Annotated in this window: 18 protein-coding genes and 1 pseudogene; 8 read left to right on the top strand and 11 right to left on the bottom strand. The window is 67.8% G+C overall.

The window, feature by feature from the left end:
* Nucleotides 1–17: 17 nt before the first annotated feature.
* Complete coding sequence (locus tag C1737_RS02595) at nt 18–869, bottom strand: CbiQ family ECF transporter T component (protein WP_102417135.1); 852 nt, start codon at nt 867–869, stop codon at nt 18–20.
* Nucleotides 866–2,874, bottom strand: a pseudogene (locus tag C1737_RS02590) (ATP-binding cassette domain-containing protein). Before C1737_RS02590 ends, C1737_RS02595 begins: the two are co-directional and overlap by 4 nt.
* A 115-nt stretch (nt 2,875–2,989) precedes the next feature.
* Here C1737_RS02590 and C1737_RS02585 point away from each other — a divergent pair.
* From C1737_RS02585 to C1737_RS02575, 3 genes are all read left to right on the top strand, one after another.
* Nucleotides 2,990–3,463 (top strand): MarR family winged helix-turn-helix transcriptional regulator, encoded by a 474-nt coding sequence (locus C1737_RS02585; RefSeq protein WP_067918292.1) that lies wholly within the window; start codon nt 2,990–2,992, stop codon nt 3,461–3,463.
* A gap of 78 nt (nt 3,464–3,541) precedes the next feature.
* Nucleotides 3,542–4,087, top strand: coding sequence for a hypothetical protein (locus C1737_RS02580; RefSeq protein ID WP_102417134.1), 546 nt, complete (start codon nt 3,542–3,544; stop codon nt 4,085–4,087).
* A gap of 8 nt (nt 4,088–4,095) precedes the next feature.
* Nucleotides 4,096–5,877 (top strand): ATP-binding cassette domain-containing protein, encoded by a 1,782-nt coding sequence (locus C1737_RS02575; protein ID WP_102417133.1) that lies wholly within the window; start codon nt 4,096–4,098, stop codon nt 5,875–5,877.
* Here the strand turns inward: C1737_RS02575 and C1737_RS02570 are convergent.
* Complete coding sequence (locus C1737_RS02570) at nt 5,849–6,949, bottom strand: esterase-like activity of phytase family protein (RefSeq protein WP_233214627.1); 1,101 nt, start codon at nt 6,947–6,949, stop codon at nt 5,849–5,851. The genes C1737_RS02575 and C1737_RS02570 overlap by 29 nt on opposite strands.
* A gap of 128 nt (nt 6,950–7,077) precedes the next feature.
* Here C1737_RS02570 and C1737_RS02565 point away from each other — a divergent pair, with 128 nt between their 5' ends.
* Nucleotides 7,078–9,030, top strand: a complete 1,953-nt coding sequence (locus C1737_RS02565; RefSeq protein ID WP_102417132.1) for an acyl-CoA dehydrogenase — start codon at nt 7,078–7,080, stop codon at nt 9,028–9,030.
* Here the strand turns inward: C1737_RS02565 and C1737_RS02560 are convergent.
* Both C1737_RS02560 and C1737_RS02555 read right to left on the bottom strand, forming a co-directional pair.
* Entirely contained in the window at nt 9,020–10,429 is a 1,410-nt protein-coding gene (locus C1737_RS02560; RefSeq protein ID WP_102417131.1) for a NarK/NasA family nitrate transporter, read from the bottom strand. The genes C1737_RS02565 and C1737_RS02560 overlap by 11 nt on opposite strands.
* A 219-nt stretch (nt 10,430–10,648) precedes the next feature.
* A complete protein-coding gene (locus tag C1737_RS02555; protein WP_102417746.1) occupies nt 10,649–11,116 on the bottom strand; it encodes an LppP/LprE family lipoprotein in 468 nt (155 codons plus the stop codon).
* A 310-nt stretch (nt 11,117–11,426) separates the two neighbouring features.
* On the opposite strand from C1737_RS02555, the gene C1737_RS02550 reads away from it, so the two are divergent.
* From C1737_RS02550 to C1737_RS02535, 4 genes are all read left to right on the top strand, one after another.
* Nucleotides 11,427–15,632: a bifunctional nitrate reductase/sulfite reductase flavoprotein subunit alpha gene (locus tag C1737_RS02550; RefSeq protein ID WP_102417745.1), complete on the top strand. Its 4,206-nt coding sequence runs from the start codon at nt 11,427–11,429 to the stop codon at nt 15,630–15,632.
* A gap of 111 nt (nt 15,633–15,743) precedes the next feature.
* Nucleotides 15,744–16,052 (top strand): hypothetical protein, encoded by a 309-nt coding sequence (locus tag C1737_RS02545; RefSeq protein ID WP_102417130.1) that lies wholly within the window; start codon nt 15,744–15,746, stop codon nt 16,050–16,052.
* Between the two features lie 282 nt (nt 16,053–16,334).
* Nucleotides 16,335–17,690: a rhodanese-like domain-containing protein gene (locus tag C1737_RS02540; RefSeq protein ID WP_102417744.1), complete on the top strand. Its 1,356-nt coding sequence runs from the start codon at nt 16,335–16,337 to the stop codon at nt 17,688–17,690.
* Between the two features lie 14 nt (nt 17,691–17,704).
* Entirely contained in the window at nt 17,705–18,280 is a 576-nt protein-coding gene (locus C1737_RS02535; RefSeq protein WP_102417129.1) for a rhodanese-like domain-containing protein, read from the top strand.
* Nucleotides 18,281–18,295: 15 nt separating this feature from the next.
* Here C1737_RS02535 and C1737_RS02530 read toward each other — a convergent pair whose 3' ends face one another.
* Genes C1737_RS02530 through C1737_RS02505 form a run of 6 tightly spaced genes read right to left on the bottom strand, consistent with a single transcriptional unit; the run spans nt 18,296 to nt 24,411 of the window.
* Nucleotides 18,296–20,014, bottom strand: a complete 1,719-nt coding sequence (locus tag C1737_RS02530) for a molybdopterin-dependent oxidoreductase (RefSeq protein ID WP_102417128.1) — start codon at nt 20,012–20,014, stop codon at nt 18,296–18,298.
* Between the two features lie 22 nt (nt 20,015–20,036).
* Nucleotides 20,037–20,531 carry a CAP domain-containing protein gene (locus tag C1737_RS02525; RefSeq protein WP_102417743.1) on the bottom strand — a complete coding sequence of 165 codons (495 nt, stop codon included), beginning with the start codon at nt 20,529–20,531 and terminating at the stop codon, nt 20,037–20,039.
* An 11-nt stretch (nt 20,532–20,542) separates the two neighbouring features.
* Complete coding sequence (locus C1737_RS02520; RefSeq protein ID WP_231985662.1) at nt 20,543–21,157, bottom strand: hypothetical protein; 615 nt, start codon at nt 21,155–21,157, stop codon at nt 20,543–20,545.
* Nucleotides 21,154–21,798, bottom strand: coding sequence for an Mce protein (locus C1737_RS02515; protein ID WP_067918286.1), 645 nt, complete (start codon nt 21,796–21,798; stop codon nt 21,154–21,156). The genes C1737_RS02520 and C1737_RS02515 overlap by 4 nt, the downstream gene beginning before the upstream one ends.
* 12 nt (nt 21,799–21,810) lie before the next feature.
* The gene (locus tag C1737_RS02510) at nt 21,811–23,289 is read right to left on the bottom strand and encodes an MCE family protein (RefSeq protein ID WP_102417127.1); all 1,479 of its coding nucleotides are present in this window, start codon (nt 23,287–23,289) and stop codon (nt 21,811–21,813) included.
* Entirely contained in the window at nt 23,290–24,411 is a 1,122-nt protein-coding gene (locus tag C1737_RS02505; protein ID WP_068099234.1) for an MCE family protein, read from the bottom strand.
* Nucleotides 24,412–24,833: the final 422 nt, after the last annotated feature.

Here is a 24,833-nt window from a genome sequence, read left to right as displayed (position 1 = left end):
TCACGCTACGCGAGGGCCTAGGCCGTCAGGTGGAATATCGTCTCGATCGCCACCGCAGCACCGCTGACCGCGACGGTGACGCCGAGCGTGACCCAGTCCCCCAGTTTCGGCCGTGCCGGATCGGCGGAGAGCTGGCCGATGCCGCCGCGAGCGGTGATCGCATCGCCCATCTCGTCGGCCCGGCGCAGGGTCACCACGATGGCGGCGGCGACCAGATCGATCGAGTTACCCGCCGTCTGCCTGACCCGCGCCTTGCGACTCGTCGGCATGTGGTTGGGCCGCAGTCGACGGGCGGCGTAGAGCACCTGGAATTCCTCGATCAGCAACGGGAAGGCACGCAGCGCCAGGGCCAGGGCCACCGCCCACTCGTCCACCGGAATCCGCAACAACTTGAACGGGCGGCCCAAAATCGCCAGGGCGGGCGCGATTTCGGCGACGTTGGTGGTCCAGGACACCATCGCCCCCAGCCCGAGCAGAACCACCGATAACGTGGAGATCCGCAGGAAGTTCAACGCCCCGCCGAGCCAGATGTGGGCCCCGTTGATGGTCAGCATCGGACTACCACCGGCCAGCGCGGCGGTCACGAAACCCAGTGTGAGGAGGATCCACAGCCACCGCGGAACCGACGGAAGCGCCCCCCGCGGGATGTGAGCGATCCAGACCGCCGCCAGCACCAGCGCCGCCACCGACCCGATGGTCACCCAGCCCGGAAACAGGGTGAGCAACACCGAAACACCGAAGACCACCAGGAGTTTGGTTCCGGCCCACAGGTTGTGGATGGGGGACCTGCCCGGCACCGGAACCAATAGCACCACCGGCCGGTAGGTGCGCCGACTCCTCCTGGGGGCCGAGGCGGAGGTTACGGTCACGCCACACCCCCGGCCGCGGCGGTGGCCGACACCGCTTGCAGCGCGCCCTTCTGCAGATGCACGGTCCGCGTGCACACGGCTTCCAAACCGACGAAGTCGTGGGAAATGACAACTACGGTCAGGCCCCGGTGACGGCGCAGATCCGCCAGCACGCGCAGCAGGCCCCGCTGGCTGGCGACGTCCAACCCGGCCAGCGGCTCGTCGAGGATCAGCACGCGCGGCGAACACGCCAGCAGGCCGGCCAGGACCACCCGCCGCATCTGGCCGCCGCTGAGCTGATCGATGCGCCGCTTGCCCATCGCGGGTTCCAGCCCGACCGCGGCAAGGGCGGCGACCACCCGGTCTTCGTCATCGTCGGAAAAGCCCGCCACGGAGGCAAGTTCCAGGCCGACGTGACTGCGCATCAATTGCAGCCGCGCCGTCTGAAATGACAGCGCCACCGCGCCGACGTGCTCCCGGATGGGCTCGCCGTCGATCAAGCAGGCGCCGTTGGTGGGAACGGTCAGCCCGGCCATGATCCACGCCAGCGTCGACTTGCCCGAGCCGTTGCCGCCGTGAATCAAGATCCCGTCACCCTGCTCCACGACGAGGTTGATGTCGCGCAGCGCGGTCTTCGCCCACGGTGTCCCGCTGTTGTATTCGTGTCCGACGCCGATGATTTCGAGCACCGGCTTGTTCGAGCCCCAACCACAACGGTGTTGTCCGGGGAATCGCTGAGGTTGATCGTCCGGTCCGCCGACGCGGCCTCGTTGTCGAAATGCGTGATGTGCACCAGGGCGGTTCGATGCCGTTGGGGAAGGCCCGACAGCACGTTCAACAAGACGTTACGGCCCTCTCGGTCGATCATGCTGGTGAATTCGTCGGCGATCAGCAGCGCCGGTTCTCGGGCCAGCGCCGCGGCGAGGGCGAGGCGCTGCAACTCCCCGCCGGACAGGCTTCCGGTGTCCCGTTCGCCGAAACCCTCGAGCCCTACTTCGCGCAACAAATGGTCGACGTCGACCGCGGTGCCCGGCGGCAGCCCCCAGACGACATCATCGGCCACCCGGGTGCCCAACACCTGGCTCTTCGGGTGCTGCAGGACAAGCGCCGTGCCGCCCACCATGCCCAACCCCACCGCTCCGGGGCGCCGCACGGTGCCCGATGTCGGGGGCCGGCCCGCCAGGATCAGCGTCAACGTGGTCTTGCCGGACCCGTTGGCGCCGATGACGGCAACGTGTTCTCCGACTTGCAGTTCCATGCTGAGCTCACGCAACGCGTCCTGCTGGGCGTGCGGGTAGCGGAACCGCACCTTGTCGAGCCGCACCGGCACGGGCCCGATCGGGGCGTCGGGCGGCTCGTCCGGAGCGTCCAGTTTGTGCACATCCGGAACGTTGCCCATCCGATCCAGGAGGCGGGACAGCGCCCACCAACCGATCAACGACGACACCACGACGCCGTAGGTGACATAGCCGAGCATCAGCCACGGCCAATACTGCAACCCGAATTCGAAGACCCGCTTGACGTCGACGCCGAGCCACCCGAGATTCACCCGGTCGAGGAACGCCACGACACCGTCCACGTTGGCGGTCATCACCTGGAAGATCAGATGGCGCAACCGATTCAGCACCGCCAGCATGCCGACCGTGGCGACGGCGACGAAGAAGCCGGCGATCAGGGACGCGAACGTCACGGTCGGTGTGCCCCTGCCCCGGCGTTTGACGATTCCGGTCAATCCGCCGATGTAGGCGCAGTTGATGACGGTCAGGAAACTGCCCAATCCAGAGATGAGGAAGGCCAGAGTTCCGGCAGCAAACGTCGCGGCGATGAGCACCCGGAGGCGGTAACGGTAGGTCAGCAGCCCCATGGGCACGGTGCCCAACAGCGCCAAACCCTGCGCGAACGGGATCACCCCGGCGACGATCGAGATCACCGCGCACAGCGCCCCCATCACGGAGGCCTGTGCCAATTCGGCCGGTCGTAACGGCCCACCCCGATGGTGCGAACGGACGGGGCGACGGGCATTCACTTCACTGATTGTGCCAGCCCGCCGCGCCGAGTCGCGTCATACACTTCGTGACTTCCGGCCCAGTTCGGGCCGGCGCCTCTCGTCTCAGTTAGCAAAGCTATGGAACGATGGGCACATGGACAGAGTTGTCGATACCGCACACGTCGAGGCCCAGCAGCTGGGAGCGGATCTGCTCGCCGTGGTGGCGCGGCTCAACCGGCTGGCCACCCAGCGCATCCAGATGCCCTTGCCCGCGGCGCAGGCCAGGCTGCTCGCCACGATCGAAGCTCACGGGGAAGCCCGCATCGGTGATCTCGCGACCGTCGACCACTGCTCCCAACCGACCATGACCACCCAGGTGCGCCGGCTCGAGGAGGCCGGCCTGGTCACCCGGACCATCGACCCGGGGGATGCGCGCGCCGTCCGGATCCGCATCACCCCTCAGGGCAAACGCATGCTCAACGCGGTCCGCGCCGACCGCGCCGCCGCGATCGAACCCCAACTCGCGCTCCTCGAACCGGGCGACCGCCGGGTGCTCACGGACGCGGTCCAGGTATTGCGCCGGCTCCTCGACAATGCGTCGCCGGCCGGGCGGCGTAGCACGCTGTGAGGGCTTAAACCGGTGAAGAGGCCGCGGCCAGCGGGTAGACACTAAGTCGAGCTGACCGGTGACGAAAGGGGGCGGGCGATGCGGACCGAGGCTTCCGCGTTCAGGGCCTCCCCGTTGACCGTGTGGGTCGGGCCCATGAGGTTCGACTTCGCCCCGGGGCGCGACGTGATCGTCGGCTACGGCCCGGGCTGCGACATCGCCCTCGAGCGCCTCGGTAACCCGGGCTCGCCGCCGCCACCGCCCGGGCCGGAGATGGTGCTGCGGTTCGCCGGCACCCAGTGGGTGGCCATCGACCTGAGCCACCACGGGATCTTCGTCGACGGCGCGCGGGCGTCGACGGTGAACATCCGCGACGGCCAGGCGATCAGTGTCGGTGATCCGCAGCGGGGCCCGCGGCTGGTCTTCCAGATCGCGCAGCCCGCAGGTCCGCCGGCCCCGGCTCAGCGCCCGGCGCCCCGGCCCGGGGCTCACCCGCCGCCTCCTTTTCCGGTCGCGCCGCCACCGCCCCGCCCGCACGGCCCCACCCTGCGGGCCCCGACACAGCGCGAGACGCAGCGGATGCCCGTCGTGCCGCTCAGCCGCACCCCGCGCCGCCCGCTCAGGACACGGGCGGTCCGGGGCTGATCGAACGGATGGTCACCTCGAAACTGCGCGTCGCGCGTCCTTCGATTCGCCCGGCGGAGCCGAACGCCACCTACCGCCTGCCGCTCAAGGCCGACGCCCGCACCGTCGGAGTCGCCGCGTACCGGCTCGGACTCACCGTCGACGGGCGCGAGACGCTGTCGGATATCTCCTTCACGGCGCGTCCGGGCACGTTCACCGCGGTCGTCGGGCCCTCGGCCGCGCGCAACTCCGCGCTGCTCGGACTGCTCGCCGGCACCAGGCAACTCAGCTCCGGCCGCGTCACCGTCGACGGCCACGACGTGCACGCCGAGCCGCAGTCCATGCGCAGCCGCATCGGCATCGTGTCGCCCGACGACCGCCTGCACCGGCAGCTGACCGTCGAACGGGTCGTGCGATACGCCGCCGAAATGCGCCTGCCGCAGGACGTTTCGACCGAGCAACGAGACCGCGTGGTCAGCCAGGTTCTCGAGGAACTCGAGCTGACACCGCACCGGGCCACCCGGATCGGCAAGCTACCGCCCGAGCTGCGCCGGTGCGCCGCGCTGGCGGTCGAGCTCGTCACCCGGCCGACGCTGCTCGTGGTTGATGAGCCGAGCGCCGGCCTGGACGCCGAACAACAGCGCCACGTGATGGCGATGCTGCGGCGCCAGGCCGACATCGGCTGCGTGGTCGTGGCGGCCGCGTCATCGCGGACGTCGTCGACCGACTTCGACCTGTGCGATCAGGTGCTGGTTCTCACCTCGGCCGGTACGACGGCATTCCTCGGGCCGCCCGCGCAGATCGAGGCCGCGATGGGCACGGCCGACTGGTCCGCGGTGCTCGCCCGGGCGGGCGCCGATCCCGGCGGACCCCACCGTGCGTTCCGTGCCCGCCCATCGGCGTCGGCGTTGACGGCGCCGCCCGAGGTGGCCGCCCCGTCGCCGCCGCCCGCCGAACCCCCGATGGCGCGGCAGGTCCGGCTGCTGGCCCGCCGCGACGTCAGGCTGATCTTCGCCGACCGGCTCTACTTCGTGTTCTTGGCGATTCTGCCGTTCCTGCTGGCGGGAGCGACGCTGCTGATCCCGGGCGATTCGGGCTTGGCCCGGCCACCGGCGGGCGCCGCCCACCCGCACGAAGCCATCGAGCTCCTGGCCGCCCTCAACGTCGCCGCGGTGATCATCGGCACCGCGCTGACGATCCGGGCCGTGGTGGGCGAGCGGCACGTCTTCCGGCGCGAGCAGGCTCTCGGGATGTCGACGACGGCCTACCTGGCCGCCAAGATCCTGGTGTTCGGCGTCGCCGCGGCCCTGTTGACGGCAGTCGTGTTCGCCATCGTCGTCGCCGAGAAGGGCGGTCCAACGCGCGGCGCCGCCTTGCTGCACGACGCCACGCTCGAGCTCTATGTGAGCGTGGCGGTGACGGCCATCGTGTCCGCGGTGATCGGGCTCGCGTTGTCGGCGCTGGGCACTCGGCTGCGTGAGGTCCTGCCGCTGCTGTTGCCGGTGATCCTGGCGTCGGCGCTGTTCAACGGGAGCCTCGTCCAGCTGGTGAGCAAGTGGGGCTTCCAGGAGATCTCCTGGTTCGTTCCCGCCCGATGGGGCTTCGCCGCGTCGGCGTCCACGGTCGACCTGCGCAGGGTCGACGCGCTGGCCGCCGACTCCCAGACGTGGACCCACTACAGCGGTTGGTGGGTGTTCGACATGACCATGCTGGTGCTCTTCGGCGTGGCGGCGACGGGCTTCACCCTCTACCGGCTGCGGCCCGAGCCCGGCCGGGCCCGCATCACATCGCCAACAACAGGAACTGGGTGACCTGGCGGGGCGAGAAGTTGTTGTCGCTGACCAGCACCACCGACTGGCGACCGTCGGGCAGCTTCGGTCCCAGCGTGATGCCCTCGACGTTGTCCAGCGGTGACAGTCCCGGCGTGGACGACAAATCGACCGCCAGGGTTTTAGTCATGGGCGTCACGGCCGCGTGCTCCATCGACGGGGTGGTCAAAACGTCTGTCGCCGCACCGATTTCGGCGCGGTAGATCCGCACCGTCGGCGGCAGGGCCGACGATCGCTCGATCACCAAGAAGGTCGTGTCCGACAGGGCGACCAGATCGGAGACACCGTTGACATCGGCGGGCGGGGCCGGCGGCTCCCTCGGGGACGCGGATTGGGCCGTGGCCGCGCCGGGCGCGACGTCGAACTTCGTGATCCGGGGGAGGATGCGGGGGCCGCCGCCGCTGAGCGGACCGTCGTTGTAGCCGGGGGCCTCCATCGCGGCGAACAGCGATCGGCCGTCGGGCGTCAGCGCCAGGCCCTCCAGCGCCCTGTCTCTGCGCGGGCCCACGCGCTGCGCCGACATCGCCAGATTGGCCGGCAGGGTGAACTGGCCCAGGTAGGCACCGTCGAGCGCCGCGGTCCGGATCCACGGGTCGAGCAACACCGGGCCGGCGGTGAGCCGCTCACCTTCGGAGGACCAGTACAGCCGCTGCCGGGCGGGATCGAACGCGATGCCTTCGGGGTCGGGGGGAACGATCGGCGGCGTGGTATCCGCCCTGAGCGGCGGGAACGGCCGGCCGGACGGGTCGAGCAGCGGATGGGTGCCGGTGAACGTGACGTGGTCAATTCCCCTGTCCGACAGGGACAACTGCACCGTGTAGAACCGGGCCGGATTCTTCTTGGAGCGATCGTCACTGATCACGTAATACAGCTGGCGGCCCGGGTCGTAGCTGAGCGCCGACAGCCCGCCGATGACGGTGCCGTCGAAGGTGGCGTCGAACGGAACCTGCGACTGGCCCAGATACGTCAGCATCGGCCGCGGCGCGGGTGGATGCCCGGACGCGCATCCCACCAACGCCAGGGCGAGACACATCGACGCCACCCACCGACTCATAACCGAGAAGGTAGCGGGCGAGCGTGCACTCAGCACGAAAATTCGGCCTCGACCTCGCCATGGATGCACGTTCGGTGAAAATCGGGTTGTTGTTTCACGCAACGCGAACCGGGGGATACGGTCGGTCTATGGCGCCAGATAGCACAACCATTGCCGAGCAGCTGCGCAACGCCCTCGACGGGCGTTGGCGCGACGTCAAGAACCAGCTGCGGTCCACCATGAGTGAGGACCTCTTCCGCCCGCACTACACCCCGAACACCGTGATCGCGCGCACCAAGGTGGCGGAGCAGATGAGGATCATGGCCGCGTTCGGCGCCGCCGCCGACAACTTCCGCAAGGAGCACGGCGGCACCGGCGACATCGGCGCCGCCATCACGATGATCGAGATGCTCGCGATGTCGGATCTGTCGTTGATGGTGAAGGCCGGCGTTCAGTGGGGGCTGTTCGGCGGCGCCGTGGAAAACCTCGGCACCGAGCGCCACCACGAGGCCTACGTGAAGAAGATCATCAGCCTGGAATTGCGGGGCTGCTTCGCGATGACCGAGACCGGACACGGCAGCGACGTGCAGTCGCTGGAGACCACCGCGACGTATGACCCCGCGACGGAGGAGTTCATCGTCGACTCCCCCACGCCGACGGCCCGTAAGGATTACATCGGTGGGGCGGCCGAAACCGCCACCATGGCAGCGGTATTCGCGCAACTCATCACGACCGAGAACGGCGAGCCGGTCCAGCACGGCGTGCACTGTCTGCTGGTGCCGATCCGCGACGCCGACGGCAACGACCTGCCCGGGGTGACGACGTCGGACTGTGAGTACAAGGGCGGCCTGCCCGGGGTCGACAACGGCCGAATCGTCTTCGACCACGTCCGCGTCCCGCGGGTGAACCTGCTGAACAAATACGGCGACGTGGCGCCGGACGGGACCTACAGCTCACCGATCGAGAACCCCAACCGCCGGTTCTTCACCATGCTGGGCACGTTGGTGCGCGGGCGGATCACGGTGGGCGGCAGCGCGGGCGCGGCCGCGCGCGTCGCGTTGGACATCGCCACGCGATACGCCTTGCAGCGCAAGCAATTCAGCGCACCCGACGACGAGTCCGAGGTGCTGATCATGGACTACCTGGTGCACCAGCGCCGGCTGTTCCCGTTGATCGCCAAGTCGTACGCGCTGCAGTTCGCCCAGAACGAGCTGGTCGGTAAATGCCATGACATCCAGACCGCCGACGCAGTCGACGCCGACGAGCAACGCGAATTGGAGGCACGTGCCGCCGGCTTGAAGGCGGCCAACACCTGGCACGCGTCCCGGGCGATTCAGGAGGCGCGGGAGGCCTGCGGCGGCGCGGGCTACATGGCCGAGAACCGGTTGGTCGCGCTACGCGGCGACACCGACGTGTTCACCACGTTCGAGGGTGACAACCACGTCCTGACGCAGCTGGTGGCCAAGGAGCTGCTGACGGCCTACGCCGACGACATCCGCAGCATGAGCCCCGTCGAATGGGTCCGTTTCGCCGCCAACACCGTCGGTGAGCGCGTGGTCAAACGCACTGCGGCAGAGACGATCATCCAAACCATCGTGGACGCCCGGCAGGACAGCGAGGAAGAGGGCAGCCTGTTCAACCGGGGCACCCAGATCAAGATGTTCGAGGATCGGGAGGAATACCTCCTCGCCTCCGTCGCGCGCCGGCTGCAGGCCAAATCCAAGGAGATGTCGGAGTTCGACGCATTCAACGCGGTGCAGGACCACGTGCTGCACGCCGCGGCCGCGCACATCGACCGGGTGATCCTCGAAGCGTTCGTGGCCGGCATCGACGCCTGCCCGCACGAGGAGGCCCGGGAGCTGTTGGGCATCGTCTGCGATCTGTACGCGCTGTCGGTGATCGAGGACGACAAAGCCTGGTACATCGAGCATCGGTACCTGTCCACCGAACGCGCCAAGGCCGTCACCCGGGGCATCAACGATCGATGCCGCGCGCTGCGCCCCCACGCGCAAACGCTCGTCGACGGCTTCGGGATCCCCGAGCAGCTGCGCTATGCCGAGATGCTGCACCCGGAGAACTTGGCGGACACGGTCACGAGCTGACGGGCTGCTCGCCGAGCACCTCCCAGCCCGGCCGCGCCGCGTCCCGTTGCGGCCCGACGTATCTGACCCAGGTCAGGATCGCGGCAGCGACGTAACAGATCAGGAAGAACCAGAACGCCGGCGTCTCGGTGTCGGCGCTGGCGTAGGACTGCCGCAGCGCCAGGTTGATCACCACTCCCCCGAGTGCGCCCAGCGAGCCGGCGAATCCGATCAGCGCTCCTGCCCGCACGGTCTCCCAGTGCCGCCGCTCGGCGTCGGCGACACCCAGCGCACGGCTTCGCTCCGCCACGACCGACGGGATGAGCTTGAACACCGAGCCCTTGCCGATGCCGCAAAAGATAAACAGCGCAATGAATCCGACGACGTAGCCGATCGTCGTGAAAGCCCCCACCGGGTCGCCGGGAACGCGTGTGAGGTCTTCATGGGTGCTGACGGCGACCAGGAAGCCTCCGGCGGCGATCATGGCGGTCAGGACGACCAGCGTGACGCGGCCACCGTCGAAACGATCGCCCAGCCTGCCACCGACCACCCGTGCGATCGATCCCAACAGCGGTCCGACGAAGGCGATTTCGGCGGCGTGCAGCGCGGCCTGCCCGTGGCTTTGCCCGGCGGCCATCAGGTTGTGTTGCAGCACTTGGCCGAAGGCGAACGCGAAACCGATGAAGGATCCCGCGGCGCACATGTAGAGGAATGAGATCGCCCAGGTATCGGGGAACGACAGAACGGATCGCACGTGGGCGACCTCGATCGAATGGTCGAGGTTGTCCATGAACAGGGCCGCGCCGACACCGACGACGGCCAGCAGCACCAGATAGACGGCGCACACCCAGTACGGCGCCCGATGGCCTGCGGTGGCCAGCACCACCAGGCCGACGGCCTGGATGGCCGCGGCACCGAGGTTGCCGATCCCGCCGGTGAGCCCCAGCGCCATCCCCTTGCGCCGCTGCGGATAAAAGGATTCGACGTTGGCCAGCGACGCCGCGTAGTTGCCACCGCCCAATCCCGTCAGCGCCGCGCACACCAGGTAGGGCCACAACGGCAGGCCGGGATGGGCCAGCAGCGCGATCGCACCCACGGTCGGGATCAGGAGCACGACCGATGACAGCACCGCCCAGTTACGCCCGCCGAACCTGGCCGTGCCCATCGCGTACGGGATGCGCACGAGCGCCCCGACCAGGGCGGCGGTGGCACCCACCAGCAGCTTGTCGCCGGTGGTGAACCCGTAGACGTCCTCCGGCATGAACAGCACCATGACCGACCACAGGTACCAGATGGAAAAGGCGACGTGCATGGTCGCGATCGACCAGATCAGGTTCCGGCGGGCGATCAGCCTGTTCCCGGCTTCCCACGCCACGACATCCTCTGGGTCCCAGTGTGTGAGGCGCCGCGAGCTGCCCATGAGACCTGCCTTCCTCCGCCGGATCCACTGCCGGCACTGGTTGTCAAGGATGACAGGGCTCGCCCGGTGATGGCGCAGCCCGGCGTAAAAGTCTACTGAATAAAGCCTGTGAAATTCGGCCTTTTGGCCGCACGAAGCCGCTCTCGGGTCTGAATATTCACAACGCGGGCCGGACAATCAACGTGCGGGGTTCGCGCGCGTTCGGCTTGTGGCCCAACGTCATTGATTCGGGATCTTGCCGAGCGCCCTCAGCTTGCCGTCCGGGCCGATCTCGAACTTCACCGTGCCGATACCGGTGGGGCAGCACGGCTGATCGTTGCCCTTCAACCATTGGTACTGAACCGTGATGGTGTCGTCGGAGGGCGGAAGCACGGTGATGTACGGCTTCGGGTTCGGGGTCGCCGTGCCCAGCGACGTGTTGTGATCGAAGAACAGCAGCTGCTGGCCGGTGGATTCGCTGGCAATGGTGGGGATGATCTGCACCCAGTACAAGCGGCACTTCCTGGCATGTCCGCGAGCGATTTCCACCCACGTGGCACCCGGGACGGTGATGGGAACCGACGCGATGGCGCGCTGCACGGTGTCGGGCGCCGGCCCATCGGAGTCCTTGCACTTGTCGGCCGGCGCCGGCGGCGCTGCGGCGTGCTTCTCGCCGCAACCGGACGCCAGCAGGATCAAGAGGATCACCATCAGCCGACGCACGCGGTGAGCTTAGCGAAGGCTGTGAATGTGCCGTTTGTTTGGTCGGAGACGCCATTCCGATAGGTGATGCCGCCAGCCGCCCCGGTAGCCTTGAGCGGAGTCAGCGGGTCGACGATGACCCTGGCTGACCTGGGGGTTTGCGGCTTTTCCGAGAGTTCACGGACGCGCTTTGGCCGGTGAGAGGAAGCCGTAAAACGGGGGAAACTCCGGATACCCGGTGCCGAAACATCCTCGTCGCACCATTCGATGTAAGCCTGTTGCGCTCAAAGGAGGGAAGTGCGTGGCCAGGGAGTCCATGGCGTCTCACACCGATGCCGTGAACACCGTGTGCGCATACTGTGGCGTGGGCTGCGGAATGGTGTTGCAGGTCACAGAAGATGCCGAGAGCGGTCGCCGTCACATCGCGAAGTCGGTTGGGGACAAACAACATCCAGCCAACTTCGGCCGGTTGTGCACCAAAGGCACCACCACTTCGGACCTGTTGCAGGCGCCCGGCCGGATGGAAGCGGCGCACGTGCGCGCCGACCGCGGGGAACCGATCGAGGCCGTCGACATGGACAGCGCGATCACGCAGTGCGCGGGCCGGTTACGGGCGATCATCGATGCGCACGGCCCGGATTCCTTCGCCATGTACGTGTCGGGACAGATGTCCATCGAGGCGCAATATCTGGCGAACAAGCTGACCAAGGGCTTCATCGGCACCAACCAGATCGAGTCGAACTCACGGCTGTGCATGGCCAGCGCCGGTTCCGGCTACAAGCTCTCGCTGGGGGCGGACGGGCCGCCCGGCTCATACCAGGACTTCGAACACGCCGACGTCTTCTTCGTCATCGGCGCCAACATGGCCGACTGCCATCCCATCCTGTTCCTGCGGATGATGGACCGCGTCAAGGCCGGGGCAAAGCTGATCGTCGTCGATCCGCGCCGCACCGCGACCGCGGACAAGGCCGACCTGTTCCTTCAGATCGCTCCGGGCTCAGATCTCGCCCTGCTCAACGGGCTGCTGCACCTGATCGTCGAAAACGGGCACACCGACCCCGAATTCATCGCCGAGTTCACTGACGGGTGGGAGGTGATGCCCGGCTTCCTCGAGCAGTACCCCCCGGCCACGGTCAGCGAGATCACCGGGATCCCCGAGGCCGACATCCGCGCCGCGGCCCGCATGATCGGTGAAGCCGAGAACTTCGTGAGCTGCTGGACCATGGGCCTCAACCAGAGCACGCACGGCACCTGGAACACCAACGCCCTGTGCAATCTGCACCTGGCCACCGGCGCGATCTGCAAACCCGGCAGCGGCCCCTTCTCGCTCACGGGTCAGCCCAACGCGATGGGCGGCCGCGAAATGGGTTACATGGGACCGGGTCTGCCCGGCCAGCGCTCCGTCCTGTCGGCAGAGGACCGCGCCTTCACCGAAGACCAGTGGGGCCTCCCCCGGGGAACGTTGCGCACCGACGTCGGCGCCGGCACCATCGACATGTTCTCCCGGATGGCGGAGGGCGACATCAAGGCGTGCTGGATTGTCTGCACCAATCCCGTTGCCTCCGTGGCCAATAGGCGAACCGTGCTGGCCGGGCTGGAGCGCGCGGAATTGGTCATCACCCAGGATGCCTTCCTGCAGAACGAGACCAACGAATACGCCGATGTGCTGCTGCCGGCGGCCCTGTGGTCGGAGGCCGAGGGCGTGATGGTCAACTCCGAGCGCAACATGACGTTGTTCCAGCCCGCCGTCACGGCACCGGGCGATGCGCTGCCCGACTGGCAGATCATCGCCCGTATCGCCTGCGAGATGGGCTTTTCGGACGCTTTCAGCTACGACTCCGCCGAGGAGGTCTTCGAAGAGATCAAGCGATTCTCGAACCCGAAGACCGGCTATGATCTGCGCGGAGCCAGCTACGACCGGCTGCGCCGGGGCCCGCTGCAGTGGCCCTGCGCACCAGAGCAGCCGGGTGACCGCAACCCCATTCGTTACCTCAACAACGGGGTCAGTCAGAGCCGGCTGGTCCGCGAGGACGGCAGCACACCCCGCTTGGCCTTCCCCACCGAGAACGGTCGCGCGGTGTTCTTCGCCCGCCCGCACCTACCGCCCGAGGAAATGCCGGACAACGACTACCCGTTCCTGTTGAACACCGGCCGCCTGCCGCACCAGTGGCACACGATGACCAAGACCGGCAAGGTCGCCAAACTCAACAAGCTCAACCCCGGGCCGTTCATCGAAATCCACCCCGAGGACGCCGCACGACTGGAGATCGCCGACGGCGACGCGACAGAGATCGCTTCCCGGCGCGGCCGCGCCGTGCTGCCCGCCGCGATCAGCGACCGGGTGCGGCCCGGTAACTGCTTCGCCCCCTTCCACTGGAACGACGTCTTCGGCGAATACCTGGCGATCAACGCGGTCACCAACGACGCGGTGGATCCCATCTCGAACCAACCGGAATTCAAAGCGTGCGCCGTCACGTTGGCGAAAGTCGCTGTCTCCGCGCCAGATCCGGCCGCCAAGCCGGCGGCGGACGCCGACTCACCGCAACCCGCGCCCACGGAGGTCACGGAAATCAGCGTGTCACAGGTCGATGCCCTGGCCGACTTGCTCGGTGTGGCAACCAAACCCGTGCCGGAATTCGACGAGCTCGGCCGCTCCTACCTGGCCGGGATGTTGACCGCGCTTCGGTCGGACGCCGGGCGACGCGTGACGGGGGTGCCCACCCTGCCCCAGAGCGCTCCTTTCGATTCCGGCACCCGGCTATGGGTGGATGGTCTGCTCGCGGGTCTGTTCTCGCGCGATGACGCGCCGGCTCCAGCGCGAGCCGCCAAGCAGTCCACGACCGAGGCCCCCTACACCAAACCCGCGCCACGGGCACCCATCGTGGTGTTGTGGGCGTCGCAGACCGGGACCGCGGAAGAGCTCGCCGCCGATGTCGCCGCAAGGCTCGGCGACGCCGAGCTGCCGGTCGCGTTGCATGCCATGGACGACTTCCCGCTGGCCGACCTGGCCTCGACGCGGGAACTGCTGCTGATCACCAGCACCACCGGTGACGGTGAACCGCCGGACAACGGTGCCGGCTTCTGGCGGGCGCTGACGGCGGACGGCGCGGCCAGGCTGACCGACACCCGTTACGCGGTGCTCGCCCTCGGCGACTCGAACTACGACAATTTCTGCGGCCACGGACGCAGCCTCGACACACGCCTCGCCGAACTGGGCGCGACCCGCATCGCCGACCGGGCCGACTGTGAGCCCGACTATGACGACGCCGCGGCCAAGTGGCTGGGCGAGGTGATGGAGGCGCTCACCCGCGCCCCCGCGCCTGTCGGCCGCGATCAGCACGCGCCGGCGCGCGCAACGTCGACCGTCCCGTCGCCCTCCCGGTCCGCCCGGCCGGGAGTGGGCACCTACAGCAAAAAGCACCCGCTGATCACCGGGGTGGTCCGCAACACCGTGCTGAGTCGGCCGGAATCGGCAAAAGACGTGCGACAGCTGGTTTTCGACCTGCCGGAAGAAACCGTGAAGTACGAAGCCGGTGACGCGCTGGGGGTGTGGCCGCGCAACAGCGACCAACTGGTCGACGAATGGCTGTCTGTCACCGGACTGGACGGGCAGACCCCGGTCGAGGTCGGCGAGCACGGGTTGATGTCGTTGCGCTCCGCCCTGACCGAGCGCCTGGAGATCGCCCACATCAGCCGGGACCTCGTGCGGTTCGTGCAGGAGCGCACCGGTGACCCGAAACTCGCCGAGCTGCTGAAGCCGGACAACAAAGCCGCCCTGAGCGATTGGACATGGGGCCGCCAGTCCATCGACCTGCTGGCACGACTGCCGGTCTCGGCGTCGGCCCACGAATGGGTGCGGGTCCTCAAACGCCTTCAGCCGCGGCTGTACTCGATCTCGTCGAGCCCCAAAGAGCACCCCGGGGAAGTCCATCTGACGGTGTCGCCGGTGCGCTACAACTTCCAGGGCGTCCCACGCCGCGGGGTGTGCTCGACGTATCTCGCGGACCGCTCCCCCGGCGACCGGGTCGCCGTCTACCTGCAGCCATCGAGCAACTTCCGGCCGCCCAGCGATCCCGACACCCCGATGATCATGGTCGGGCCCGGCACCGGGATCGCGCCGTTCCGCGGTTTCCTGCAGGAGCGTCGTGCGCTCGGCCACACCGGCCCCAACTGGCTGTTCTTCGGCGAACAGCACGCGGCCACCGACTACTACTACCGCGACGAGCTCGAACAGATGCGCAACGACGGGTTCCTCACCGAGTTGGACCTCGCCTTCTCCCGGGACCAGCGCGAGAAGGTGTACGTGCAGCACCTGATGCGTCAGCGCGGCGCCCAGCTGTGGCACTGGCTGCAGGACGGGGCGCAACTGTACGTGTGCGGCACCGCGGACCCGATGGCCAAGGACGTCGACCGCGCGCTCTGCGAGATCGCCGCCGAGCACGGCCGCCTCGAGCCCGATGCCGCAAAGGAGTACGTCCGCTCGCTGAGCTCCGACAAGCGCTATCACCGGGACGTGTACTAGGCGGCCTGCCTTCCGCCCGACTCGTAATACGACGGAAACGTCGCGCGCCTGTCGCCGAAACAACCTCGCTGCACCATTCAGTCATTGGTGGCGCCGAGGAGGGACGTACGCGTGGCTCTGGATTTCGATGGGCCCCTCGAGGACACCGGACAGGCCGTCTGCCCGTTGCGGTGCCGCCTGCGACGGGCAGCCGCAGGCGACGAGGGTGACCAGGTCGACTGGGCCGGGTTGCCGATCAACTTGGACCTGGCGTTCTCGCCGCAGCAGCGCGACAAGGTGTACCGGCAGCATCTGATGCGCAAGCGCGGCACGCAGCTACGGCGCTGGTCGCAGGACAGCGGTCGCTCATGCGCCTGCGAGTTTGCGGCCGACGGTCGACGCGTCTACCCGGACGGCGCCGACTCGATGTCCAGCAGCTAGCGATTCCGCCGCCCGTCCCTGTTCGGGCAGAGAAGAAATCACCGGGGTTCAAACTGATGTCGACCCCGGCGCCCGAAGGGTTTGCGGCATTCGCTCAGAGCCGATGTCGTCGCGATGCCGCATTGAGCCGTGCTTACGCCCGATCAACGCCCACGTCATAGCATCCCGATTGTCAACCCCCTCCGCCGGCGCGGGCCTAGCCACGGGGACACCGCGTTTGCTGGCCGTTACGTTGACAGGGTCAGTCGGCGTGTGCACACAGAGCAGCTTGGAAGAACCATGGTGGACGTCTCGGTTATCGAAACCTCTGGGTTGGGCGACCGCAGTTACCTGGTGAGCGACGGCGAGGTGGCGGTCGTCATCGACCCGCAGCGTGACATCGACCGCGTGCTACAGCTGGCCCGCGGCCTGCGCATCACCCATGTGCTGGAGACCCACATCCACAACGACTACGTGACCGGCGGCTTGGCGCTCGCCCAAACCAGCGGCGCTGAATACGGTCTGCCCGCCGGGGAAGAGGTCGACTTCTCGCATCGGCCCGTCGCCGACGGCGACCGGATCGACACCGGCAGGCTGCGCCTCGAGGCACTCTCCACGCCCGGCCATACGCACCATCATGTCTCCTATGTGCTCCGCGACCATACCGGCCAGGCGGTCGCGGTCTTCACCGGCGGATCGATGCTCTTCGGCAGCACCGGGAGGACCGACCTGGCCGGCGAGGAGCACGCCGCCGGATTGACTCGGCAGCAGTACCGTTCGGTTCGCCGGCTCGCCGACGAGCTGCCCGCGAGCACCGCCGTCTACCCCACGCACGGCTTCGGCAGCTTCTGTTCGGCCGCCCCCACCGACGGCGACGAGTCGACAATCGGCGACGAACGCCGGACCAATCCGGCGCTCACCCAGGACGAACAGAACTACGTCGAGCAACTGCTAGCCGGCCTTTCCGCTTATCCCGCCTACTACGCCCATATGGGCGTGATCAACAGGAAGGGGCCCGAAGCGCCGGATCTCTCCCCCGTAGCACCGGTGCATCCCGACGAGCTTCGCGCGCGAATCGACGCCGGCCAATGGGTGGTTGACCTGCGCAACCGAAGCGCGTTCGCGGCAGGGCATCTGGCCGGCACATATGGTTTCGAGCTAGCCGGCTCCTTCGTCAATTACCTTGGCTGGCTTTACGCGTGGGGCGCACCGCTGACCCTGATCGGGGAGGACGCCGGGCAGGTGGCGGAAGCCCAGCGTGAGCTCATTCGCATCGGTGTCGACCGACTGACCGGCAGCGCCACCGGCGACATCCGCACGCTCGCCGGGGGATCAGAGCTGCGGAGCTACCGCGTCGCGGACTTCGAGGATCTCGTCGACGTGCTCGCTGACCCGCGTGTCCTCGTGCTCGATGTGCGTCAAACGGGCGAGTTCGACAGTGGCCACGTGCGCGACGCGATCAACGTCGCGTTGCACGAACTGCCCCAACGCATCGAGGAACTTCCCCAGGACCGCCAGCTATGGGTCCACTGCGCCAGCGGCTACCGCGCATCGATCGCGGCCGCGCTGCTCGACCGCCAATGTCGTGACGTCGTCCTCATCGACGACGAGTACGGCAACGCCGAAAAGCTTGGGATAGCCATTTCCACCACGCCTTGAGAACGGGAGTAAGCATGAACGCACCCACCGCCGACGCCATCACCTCGACAGAGCTGCGCAAGCTGATCGAGTCGCCCAAGTCTCCACGCGTCGTCGATGTGCGGACCCCCGCCGAATTCGAAACCGCACATATCGCCGGGTCTCTCAACGTGCCCCTTGACTTGCTGGGCCAGCACGCCGCCGAGATCGCCGAGCGCCTCGGCCGGGACGACGACGTGGTGTTGGTGTGCCGTTCGGGGCAACGCTCAACCAAGGCGCAAGCGCTGTTACGCAACGCCGGGCTTACCAGCGGGCGGGTGCTGGAAAACGGAATCACCGACTGGGAGGGCCAAGGTTTCGAGGTAGACCGCGGCGCGCAACGTTGGGAACTCGAGCGTCAGGTCCGGCTCGTCGCCGGATCCCTGGTGCTGACATCCGTTGTGGGCAGCGTCGCAGTCCCACGCCTGAAGTGGGTGGCCGCCCTGATCGGGGGTGGGCTGACGTACGCCGCGCTGAGCAACACATGTGCCATGGCCACAGCCCTGTCCAAACTGCCCTACAACCGCGGCGCGACCTCAGACGTCAAGGTGCTGACGCAACTCCGGGGCTAAGCCGGCCCGCGGCGTTCACCGCACCTCAACGCTGATGGTCTGAATCGCGTTGCCGCCGTAGCCGAACCGATTCCATTCAGGTCGCTCGGGTTGGGTGTTGCCGGCCTCGTCAGTGGCCCGTGCCCGGACCGTCATGGGCCCTCGAACGGCGCAGTGCGTGAACAACTCCCACCACTGCCAGCTGTGCCGGCGGCGTTCGCCGAGCAGGCGGGCGGCCTGCCACGGACCGTCGTCGATGCGGACGTCCACGCGGTCAATGGGTGCCGAGCCCGACCAGGCGACGCCCCGCACGACGAAATCCCCCGCGGGCACCGCGGCGCCGTCGGCGGGCTGGGCGATCAGCGCGCGCACGCGCTGCAGGCGGACCGGATCACGGACGACGGCGCCGTCGCGCTCCCATTCGTACTGATACCGCTGCGTTTGGAAGAACGCCTCGAAGGGATGGCCGATCACGTCGATCTCGGTCAGCCACTTGACCGACGCGACTGAATACCAACCGGGCACGACCAGCCGCACGGGACGACCGTGCTGCAGTGGCAGCGGTTCGCCGTTCATCGCGTACGCGACGAGCGCGCCGGAATCACGGGCGTCCCGCACCGACAGGGCGCGCTCGAACCGCACCGGCCCCGTCTTGCCGTCGACCCGACCCGCGTCGGCGCCGCGGAATACCACATCGTGGGCGTCCGGCATCAGACCCGCCCGGTCCAGGATTTCCGCCAGCGGGACGCCGGTCCATTCGGCGGTGCTCGCCGCCCCGAAGCGCCACTGCTCGCCGTCAACGGGCGGATCGAACTGTGCGCGACCGTTTCCGGCGCATTCCAGCGTCGCGAGCAGCGACAGTTTCGGCATGTTGTGTAGGTCGCGCAAGCAAATGCGCAGGGGCCGCTCCACCAGCCCGGTGACCGTCAGCTCATAGCGCTGCGGATCCAAGATCGGAGTCGTGAAATGGTTGCGGACGTAGAAATGGGCGGAGGGCACGACGACGCCCCCGATCAGCTCGGGCAGCGATGTCTCGCAATTGAGCGGATCCTCGCGATGCACAACCAATCCGGGATCACCGCCATGACTCACGACCGGCAACCCGGCGGCGGCCCAGGCGCACATGCCGCCCGCCAGGTTCACCGCGTCGAAGCCCGAGCGGCGCAGCGAGGCCGTCACCGCGGACGACCGGCCGCCCGAGCGGCACACCACGACGATGCGGCGGTCGCGAGGTAGTTCGTCTTGCCGAGTGCGCACGCGCCCGGCCGGCAATAGCAACGCGGCCGGCGCGTGCTCGGTACACCATTCGTCGGGCTCTCGCACGTCGAGCAGCAGGGCGCCGGCATCAAGCAGGGCTTTGGCTGCGCGGGGGCCGACCTGCGGTGTGTCCGCAACGATCTCATGACCGGTGGCGACCGGGAATCCGGCGGCCTGCCAGGCTTCGAAGCCGCCAACCAGGTCCGAAACATCGTCAAACCCCGAGGTGCGCAGCAGGTTCGCGGCCGCGATGGAACGCTGGCCGCTGCCGCAGTAGACGACCAACGGAACCGCCGGATCCAGATCGGAAAGCGAATCCATCAGTGCCGGGGCCGGAATCACCCGCGCGCCCGGGATGATGCCGTGCACCGTCTCGTGCGGACCGCGGATGTCGACCAGTTGCAGCTGAGGGTCCAAGCCGCGCAATTCGGCGAGCTGGCCGATGGTCAATCGCGGCGAGGTCTCGACGACCTCCATGCCCGGCGGCTCGAAATTCATCGGGACCTTCTCTCCAGACCTGTCATCGATTGCGCGGGGCCGGCTGTCCGTACATGGCCACCACGACGGTGCGGTCCATGCTGTTGTTCGACCACACCCCCATGGAGCTGTTGGCGCAGTCGCGGATGATCGCCATGTCGTCGGGGTTGTAGTACCACTGGTTGACCAGTTCCAGGCTGCTGATGGCGATGGCCGGGTTGATCGCGATCGTCTCGGCGGCCTTACCGTGGAATCCCGCCGCGTTGGCGCGGTCCTGGGGCGTCGACCCGTCGGATCCGATGTCGTCGTTGATGTTTCGGTTGTTCATCATGTCGTCGGCGTGCCACTGGGCGGCGAGCGTGAGCGCGTTGTCCCTGATGACATCGTTGGTGCAGCCGGCCTGGTGTTGCAGCGTGTAGACGGCGGAGACGACGGCGCTGTTAAGCCGCTTGTTGTCGGCATGCGCCGAGGGCGCCGCCAGCAGCCCCGGCCCCGCGAGAAGGACGGCCGCGGGCAACACGCGCACCCATCCGATCATGACCACTCCCCTCACACCGGGTCGAAATGCGAAACCAGCCATCGCCCGTTGACGTTCTCCAACGCCACCCGGATAACGGGCTGGGTGTCGGTGGGAGCACCCTCGCCGATCGTGACGGTCTGGTTGACATACAGCAGGACCACGGCGTGGTTTGCCGTCGCCGAAACCGGTGCCGCCGCATTGACTTTGGCGGCTGCGGTGATGTGCTTTTCCTTGGCACCCGGAATGACCACCTGGCGGGTCAGCTCCGTGTAGGCATCCTTGAAGTCCCCCGTCAGCCGCTCGCGCGCGGCGGCGAGGTCTTTGTCCACCGACTCGGCCTTGTACGACAGCAGGGCGACCGCGTCTTCGCTGGCGACGCGCACCGATTCCGCGCGCGCCCGCGCGAGGTCGTCCGCGGAGCCCACCGCCCACTTGAAGTAGCCCGCCGCGAGCGCCAACAGCAGCGCCAACGCGGGTAGCACCGCGTACGCGAGGACACGGGACCACGCGATCGGTGGCCTTGCCCGCGTGGTGGTCTCTGGTTCGTCGTCGGATGCCTCACCGGCACCGGCCACGTCCGCGGGCGTCGCCTCGGTGTCGACGATCTCCTCGTCGTACGTGGCGGTTTCGTCGAGTGTCGTCATGGCACGAACACCACGTTCGCCACCTTGGCGTCGTCACCGACCGACCGAACCTCGATGCGCATGCGCCATTCCCGCGGCGCCTCCTCGCCGCCGGCGGTGCGCGACTTCACTGCGACAGCGACCAAGACCTGCGCGGCATCGCCACGCTGCGACTCCAAACCGGCATCGGTCACGGTGCCTTCCGATTTGGACTGTGCCGCCTTGACGACTTCGATGAACGGCTTGGATCGCTGCTCGAAGTCGTCGCGGAATGCCCCGGTGGCCAGATCGAGAATGCGTTGCACGTCGGCGTCGACCTGGGTGTAGTTGATGGTCGTGAGGTTCACGGCGCCCTGGCGGGCGACCTGCACGAACAGATCCCGCTGCGCTTGGGCCTCATGCTTCTGGTGGGCCCGGTAGCCGAGCCAACCGGTCAATCCCGCCAGCACCGCCACGACGAGGGCGCCGGCCACCAACGCCCGCCCGTTGCGCGATAGCCGCGGGGTGGCACGGCGACGTAGGCCCGCGAGCCGGTTCTTCGAAGCCGCCGTGTCCTCAGCGGTCTCGTCAGCCTCGTTCGCCTGTTCGGCGCCGGTCGGTGCTGATTCACCGAGTTCCTCAGCGGTATCGGCGATTTCGGGCTTCTCAGTATCTTCGGCCATCTTGCTCCTTTCTTAAGCCGGCGGCACCAGAAGTGACTGCCAGTTCTTGGCACGCGGGTGCGCCAGGTCGAACTCGGTGTAGCGGCGCCCATCGGGGCCTATGTAGTCACCGTTGGCCGGGTCGTAGGTCGCCACGGCGAGCGGCGGCGGCGCAGGCGCCGGCGGCGCGGTGCCCCGGGGCGGCGGCAGTCGCGGATCCTGGCCCGGCGGATACTGGGGCACGCCCTGGCCGCTGTAGGTGGCGTTCGGGTCGCCCTTCCAGTTGTAGCCGTCGTTGAGCGGCACGTACTCCTCGTCGCTCTCACAGAGTTCGACCGTGGGGGCCCGCTTCCACGGCTTCGTCTCGCAGGGAATGTTGCGCGCCCCGCGCACATTGAGTTCGGAATCCTGCGGGACCCGGCAATACAGGTCCGCCGCCGGCCGGTCCGGGGCGTCGACATCGGCCGGCGAGCGACGCTGCGGGGGGGGCAGGAAACCCGTCGTGCACGGTGGCGGCAGGTTGAGGTTGAGGTTGAAATCCAGGTAGAAGCCTTTGTATTCCTGCTTGCTGTTCAGGTTGGGCACCAGAGCCCCGGACATCACCGCGATGCCCTGCGGGAGGAGCACCAGGATCTGCTCGATGTCGTGGCGGTAGACCACCGCGATGTCGCCGAGGCTCACCAGGTTGGCCATCAGCACCGGCAGGGCCGGCGTCACCCGGTCGAACAGCGCGCGCCCTTCCTCCAGCCCGGAACCGCCCTGGGTCAACAGGTCTCGCACCGCCGCGTTCTGCGCCTTGAACTGCGCCATGATGGCCGAGGTGCGATTGGCCCATGTCCCGATCGCGTCCGACGTCTGCACCTGGGAGTTGAGCACCGCGGGCGACTGGTCGATCAGCGCGGCGAGCGGGTCGGCGGTGCGCCCGCCCGCGATGGCCAGCGCCGTGGACCCGTCGACGATCCGGGACAGCTCCGGTCCGAGTCCGCTGACGGCGCGGTCGGTCTCGTCGAGGACAGTGCGCAGGTTGTCGCGGGGAATCGCTTGCAGCGCACGGTTGGTCAAGTCGAGCAGGTGTCCGATATCGACGGGAACGTCGACGCGGCCGGCCGGGATGACGTCACCGGCGCGCAGCGGCCGGGCATGTTCCCCGTCCTTGTTCGGCTGCGGGGTCAGGTCGATGTACTGCTCACCGATCGCCGAGCGGCTGTGCACCGAGGCCTGCACATCCGAGGGCACCTTGACACCTGACCTCAGGGCGAGCACCGCGCGCACCCCCGTCGCGGTGACGTCGACCGACTTGACCTGGCCGATGTCGGTGCCGCGGTAGGTGACGACCGAGGTCTTGTAGAGCCCGCCCGACGTGGGCAGGTCGACGGCGACGGTGTACTCCCCGATCCCGAACAGCGTCTCCGGCAGCTTCATGAAGCTGAATGCCATTGCGCCACAAGACACGACGGTCACCAAAGACAAGACGGCCAGCTGGATCCACGTCCGGCGGTTCAGCCGCAGCATTCAGTAACCCCCGTTGTGATAGGGGAAGGTCAGCGGGTTGCCTCCGGTGACCGGGCTCGGCTGCATGCCGATCGTGCGTCCCCACTGCAGCTCGAGTTCGGTGAGGTTCCCCTCCCAGCGTGAGCCGGTGAACAGCGAGGTATCGATGCGGCTGAGCGTCAGGTCGACGATCATCGTGAGGTTGGCGTAGTCGCCGCGGAACCAATTGGTCACCGTGGACGTCGGCCATGGATAGGTGGCCAGGCCGTCGAGGCCCTTGGTGAGCGCCGGCCCGGCGTCGGCGAGTGACCGCAGCACCGGGGCGATGTTGCGCAGGTTGTTCACCAACGATTCCCGGCTCTGGTGGATGGTGTCGGCCGCGATGGCGCTGAACTTGCCCAGCTGGTCGATCGCGTCGGCGATCTTGGTGCGCTCCTGGGCGAGGATCGCCAGCGCTTTGGGCACCGTCATGAGCGCCTTGTCGACCACGGGATCCTTGTCGGCGAACTGGCCGGCCAGCGAGTTGAGGTTTTCGGCGGCGGCGATGATGTCGTCGGTCTGCTCGTTGGTGCCTTTGATGAACTCGTCCAGTTGGCCGAGCAGGCTGCGCATGTCGTTTTCCCGGCCGCCGAACGCTTTGGCGATTGCCTGGTTGATCTCCTGCAGCTGTCCAATCCCGCCGCCGTTCAACAGGATCGACACCGACGCCAGGGTCTGCTCGGTGGTCGGATACATGCTCGCGCGCGACAGCGGGATCACCGAACCGTTCTGCAGTCGCCCGACCGGCGGCTCGTCCTTGGGGGGCGCGAGTTCGATGTGCATCGAGCCGAGCAGGCTCGTCTGCCCGAGCTTGGCCGTCGAATTGGCCGGCAGGTGCACATCACCGTCGATGCGCATGGTGACCAGCGCATGCCAGTCCTGCACCTCGATCTTGGTGACGTTGCCGACGTTGACGTCGTCGACCCGAACACGGGTGTTCTGCTGGATCGTGACCACGTCGGGCAGCTGCGCCTGGATCGTGTAGGCGCCCGGCCCCCCACCCGCGGTGCCCGGGAGCTTGAACGAGTTCAGGCCCCGCCATTCACATCCGGGCAGCGCGGCGATGCAGACGACGCCGAGCGCGGCGGCCAACGCGCGCCTCATGGCGTCCCAGTCGGAAGCATCAGGTTCTGCAGGACCTGGGTCGAGCTCACGTTCAAGCACCGCCGGGGGCGCTGCCGGCGGCGGGGCCTCGGGCGGCGGGGGCGGCGTGTACCCGGGGCGCAGCGAATCCTCGCTGTAGGTGATCTCGTTCGGCCGGGCCTGAGTGCCGACGAATGGATTGATTCCCGCCGGAATGTAGTTGTAGAGGCGGTTTTTGATGATCGGGTTGACGTACTGGAGGCACAGCTTCGAGACCCGGTCCAACCGGGCCCGGGCGGCCGCCTCGATCGAGCTGCAGATCCATTGCGGGATGTCGGCGAAGTTGTTCAGCGCCAGGATGCCGGTCATCGCGCTCTGCGCCGGCTGATAGATGTTCATGAAGTTCTGGAACACCGTCGGGACGACGTGCAGGATTTGCTTGA

The sequence above is a fragment of the Mycobacterium sp. 4858 genome, assembly GCF_900240975.1.
GTDB lineage: Bacteria > Actinomycetota > Actinomycetes > Mycobacteriales > Mycobacteriaceae > Mycobacterium.
Note: the sequence above shows the minus strand (reverse complement) of the source record. Positions and strands in the feature narration are given on the sequence as shown.